Annotated in this window: 2 tRNA genes, 2 rRNA genes and 1 pseudogene; 1 reads left to right on the top strand and 4 read right to left on the bottom strand. The window is 52.0% G+C overall.

What is annotated here, in order from left to right:
• The 4 genes from ACVRRC_RS21460 to ACVRRC_RS21445 all read right to left on the bottom strand — a co-directional run.
• A 23S ribosomal RNA gene (locus ACVRRC_RS21460) occupies positions 1-2,484 on the bottom strand; the annotation flags it as partial.
• 254 nt (positions 2,485-2,738) lie between these two features.
• Positions 2,739-2,814: transfer RNA gene (locus tag ACVRRC_RS21455), tRNA-Ala, on the bottom strand.
• A 6-nt stretch (positions 2,815-2,820) separates the two neighbouring features.
• A tRNA-Ile gene (locus ACVRRC_RS21450) sits at positions 2,821-2,897 on the bottom strand.
• Positions 2,898-2,988: 91 nt separating this feature from the next.
• Positions 2,989-4,525 (bottom strand): 16S ribosomal RNA (locus ACVRRC_RS21445).
• 156 nt (positions 4,526-4,681) lie between these two features.
• Here ACVRRC_RS21445 and ACVRRC_RS21440 point away from each other — a divergent pair.
• A pseudogene (locus ACVRRC_RS21440) lies at positions 4,682-4,958 on the top strand (hypothetical protein); the annotation flags it as partial.

The following is a 4,958-nucleotide window of genomic DNA, read 5'->3' as shown; positions in this document are numbered from 1 at the left end:
TGCCAAACACCGCCGTCGATATGAACTCTTGGGCGGTATCAGCCTGTTATCCCCGGAGTACCTTTTATCCGTTGAGCGATGGCCCTTCCATACAGAACCACCGGATCACTAAGACCTACTTTCGTACCTGCTCGACGTGTCTGTCTCGCAGTCAAGCGCGCTTTTGCCTTTATACTCTGCGACCGATTTCCGACCGGTCTGAGCGCACCTTCGTACTCCTCCGTTACTCTTTAGGAGGAGACCGCCCCAGTCAAACTACCCACCATACACTGTCCTCGATCCGGATAACGGACCAGAGTTAGAACCTCAAGGTTGCCAGGGTGGTATTTCAAGGATGGCTCCACGCGAACTGGCGTCCACGCTTCAAAGCCTCCCACCTATCCTACACAAGCAAGCTCAAAGTCCAGTGCAAAGCTATAGTAAAGGTTCACGGGGTCTTTCCGTCTAGCCGCGGATACACTGCATCTTCACAGCGATTTCAATTTCACTGAGTCTCGGGTGGAGACAGCGCCGCCATCGTTACGCCATTCGTGCAGGTCGGAACTTACCCGACAAGGAATTTCGCTACCTTAGGACCGTTATAGTTACGGCCGCCGTTTACCGGGGCTTCGATCAAGAGCTTCGCTTGCGCTAACCCCATCAATTAACCTTCCGGCACCGGGCAGGCGTCACACCCTATACGTCCACTTTCGTGTTTGCAGAGTGCTGTGTTTTTAATAAACAGTCGCAGCGGCCTGGTATCTTCGACCGGCATGGGCTTACGTAGTAAATACTTCACCCTCACCGGCGCACCTTCTCCCGAAGTTACGGTGCCATTTTGCCTAGTTCCTTCACCCGAGTTCTCTCAAGCGCCTTGGTATTCTCTACCCAACCACCTGTGTCGGTTTGGGGTACGGTTCCTAGTTACCTGAAGCTTAGAGGCTTTTCCTGGAAGCATGGCATCAACCACTTCGCTTTCTAAAAGAAAGCTCGTCATCAGCTCTCGGCATTAAGACCCCGGATTTACCTAAGATCTCTGCCTACCACCTTAAACAAGGACAACCAACGCCTTGCTGGCCTAGCCTTCTCCGTCCCCCCATCGCAGTAACTAGAAGTACGGGAATATTAACCCGTTTCCCATCGACTACGCTCTTCAGCCTCGCCTTAGGGACCGACTCACCCTGCGTCGATTAACGTTGCGCAGGAACCCTTGGTCTTTCGGCGTGCGAGTTTTTCACTCGCATTGTCGTTACTCATGTCAGCATTCGCACTTCTGATACCTCCAGCGAGCTTCTCAACTCACCTTCACAGGCTTACAGAACGCTCCTCTACCGCTCAACTTGCGTTGAACCCGTAGCTTCGGTGCATGGTTTGAGCCCCGTTACATCTTCCGCGCAGGCCGACTCGACTAGTGAGCTATTACGCTTTCTTTAAAGGATGGCTGCTTCTAAGCCAACCTCCTAGCTGTCTAAGCCTTCCCACATCGTTTCCCACTTAACCATGACTTTGGGACCTTAGCTGACGGTCTGGGTTGTTTCCCTTTTCACGACGGACGTTAGCACCCGCCGTGTGTCTCCCGTGCTGACACTTGCTGGTATTCGGAGTTTGCATCGGTTTGGTAAGTCGGGATGACCCCCTAGCCGAAACAGTGCTCTACCCCCAGCAGTGATACACGAGGCGCTACCTAAATAGCTTTCGAGGAGAACCAGCTATCTCCGAGCTTGATTAGCCTTTCACTCCGATCCACAGGTCATCCGCTAACTTTTCAACGGTAGTCGGTTCGGTCCTCCAGTCAGTGTTACCTAACCTTCAACCTGCCCATGGATAGATCGCCCGGTTTCGGGTCTATTCCCAGCGACTAGACGCCCTATTAAGACTCGCTTTCGCTACGCCTCCCCTATTCGGTTAAGCTCGCCACTGAAAATAAGTCGCTGACCCATTATACAAAAGGTACGCAGTCACCTAACAAAGTAGGCTCCCACTGCTTGTACGCATACGGTTTCAGGTTCTATTTCACTCCCCTCTCCGGGGTTCTTTTCGCCTTTCCCTCACGGTACTGGTTCACTATCGGTCAGTCAGTAGTATTTAGCCTTGGAGGATGGTCCCCCCATGTTCAGACAAAGTTTCTCGTGCTCCGTCCTACTCGATTTCACTTCTAAGATCCTTTCGCGTACAGGGCTATCACCCACTATGGCCGCACTTTCCAGAGCGTTCCGCTAAAATCAAAGAAGCTTAAGGGCTAGTCCCCGTTCGCTCGCCACTACTAAGGGAATCTCGGTTGATTTCTTTTCCTCAGGGTACTTAGATGTTTCAGTTCCCCTGGTTCGCCTCACACACCTATGTATTCAGTGTGTGATAACCATCTTATGATGGCTGGGTTCCCCCATTCAGACATCTCCGGATCAAAGTCTGTTTGCCGACTCCCCGAAGCTTTTCGCAGGCTACCACGTCTTTCATCGCCTCTGACTGCCAAGGCATCCACCGTATGCGCTTCTTCACTTGACCATATAACCCCAAGCAATCTGGTTACTGTCTATAACGTGAAGACGACATTCGCCGAAAATTTGCATAGAGAACACGCAAATTTTACCTTGACGCGACATGCTGCCAGTGAAAGCAACACATCGGTCTACTTCTATCACATACCCAAATTTTTAAAGAACAGTTCTGGCGCAAAGTCCAGAAATCAATGTTCAACCCAGGCAATCAATCTCATCCTGGTAAACACTCATTTCTGAGCTTTCGGCGACTAGAGTTAATGGTGGAGCCAAGCGGGATCGAACCGCTGACCTCCTGCGTGCAAAGCAGGCGCTCTCCCAGCTGAGCTATGGCCCCTTCGATTGGTGGGTCTGGGCAGATTCGAACTGCCGACCTCACCCTTATCAGGGGTGCGCTCTAACCAACTGAGCTACAGACCCAATCGTTACTCTCGGGTCTAAACCCAATCGCCTTTCGCAAGTGAATCAAGCAATTCGTGTGGGAGCTTATGACGAAGCCGGTGTCTTCGATTAAGGAGGTGATCCAGCCGCAGGTTCCCCTACGGCTACCTTGTTACGACTTCACCCCAGTCATGAATCACTCCGTGGTAACCGTCCCCCCGAAGGTTAGACTAGCTACTTCTGGAGCAACCCACTCCCATGGTGTGACGGGCGGTGTGTACAAGGCCCGGGAACGTATTCACCGTGACATTCTGATTCACGATTACTAGCGATTCCGACTTCACGCAGTCGAGTTGCAGACTGCGATCCGGACTACGATCGGTTTTATGGGATTAGCTCCACCTCGCGGCTTGGCAACCCTTTGTACCGACCATTGTAGCACGTGTGTAGCCCAGGCCGTAAGGGCCATGATGACTTGACGTCATCCCCACCTTCCTCCGGTTTGTCACCGGCAGTCTCCTTAGAGTGCCCACCTTAACGTGCTGGTAACTAAGGACAAGGGTTGCGCTCGTTACGGGACTTAACCCAACATCTCACGACACGAGCTGACGACAGCCATGCAGCACCTGTGTCAGAGTTCCCGAAGGCACCAATCCATCTCTGGAAAGTTCTCTGCATGTCAAGGCCTGGTAAGGTTCTTCGCGTTGCTTCGAATTAAACCACATGCTCCACCGCTTGTGCGGGCCCCCGTCAATTCATTTGAGTTTTAACCTTGCGGCCGTACTCCCCAGGCGGTCGACTTAATGCGTTAGCTGCGCCACTAAGATCTCAAGGATCCCAACGGCTAGTCGACATCGTTTACGGCGTGGACTACCAGGGTATCTAATCCTGTTTGCTCCCCACGCTTTCGCACCTCAGTGTCAGTATTAGCCCAGGTGGTCGCCTTCGCCACTGGTGTTCCTTCCTATATCTACGCATTTCACCGCTACACAGGAAATTCCACCACCCTCTGCCATACTCTAGCTCGCCAGTTTTGGATGCAGTTCCCAGGTTGAGCCCGGGGCTTTCACATCCAACTTAACGAACCACCTACGCGCGCTTTACGCCCAGTAATTCCGATTAACGCTTGCACCCTTCGTATTACCGCGGCTGCTGGCACGAAGTTAGCCGGTGCTTATTCTGTTGGTAACGTCAAAACAGCAAGGTATTAACTTACTGCCCTTCCTCCCAACTTAAAGTGCTTTACAATCCGAAGACCTTCTTCACACACGCGGCATGGCTGGATCAGGCTTTCGCCCATTGTCCAATATTCCCCACTGCTGCCTCCCGTAGGAGTCTGGACCGTGTCTCAGTTCCAGTGTGACTGATCATCCTCTCAGACCAGTTACGGATCGTCGCCTTGGTGAGCCTTTACCTCACCAACTAGCTAATCCGACCTAGGCTCATCTGATAGCGTGAGGTCCGAAGATCCCCCACTTTCTCCCGTAGGACGTATGCGGTATTAGCGTTCCTTTCGAAACGTTGTCCCCCACTACCAGGCAGATTCCTAGGCATTACTCACCCGTCCGCCGCTGAATCATGGAGCAAGCTCCACTCATCCGCTCGACTTGCATGTGTTAGGCCTGCCGCCAGCGTTCAATCTGAGCCATGATCAAACTCTTCAGTTCAATACTGCTTGGGTTTTGAGAAAACCCTAAACTTGGCTCAGCAATCGCAAATCTCTTTACTAGAAAGAGTAACTCTCGAATAAACGAGTGTTGCTTTGTGATGCTGATAATCTTGCGACTACCAGTCTTACATTCACAAGCACCCACACGAATTGCTTGATTCAGTTGTTAAAGAGCGTTTCGATCAAGCCTTTCGTCTCAACCGAGGCCGCGCATTCTACAGCAGCCTTTCTTACTGTCAAGCTGTTTTTCGAAAATCTCTTTTCTACTCAACCGCTTGCCGCCTCGATCAATCTGCATCTCTCGTCAGCGGGAGGCGAATCATACAGCGTCCAAAACCACTGTCAACCACCTCTTTCAACCGCTTTCGATCAATCCGACCGAAGCCACCAACAGGACTCAACCACCACCCTGTCAGCGCGGCGCATTCTAC

The organism is Stutzerimonas sp. LR2, from assembly GCF_055755175.1.
The sequence above is the reverse complement of the archived record's forward strand: the minus strand, read 5'-3'. Positions and strand labels throughout refer to the sequence as shown.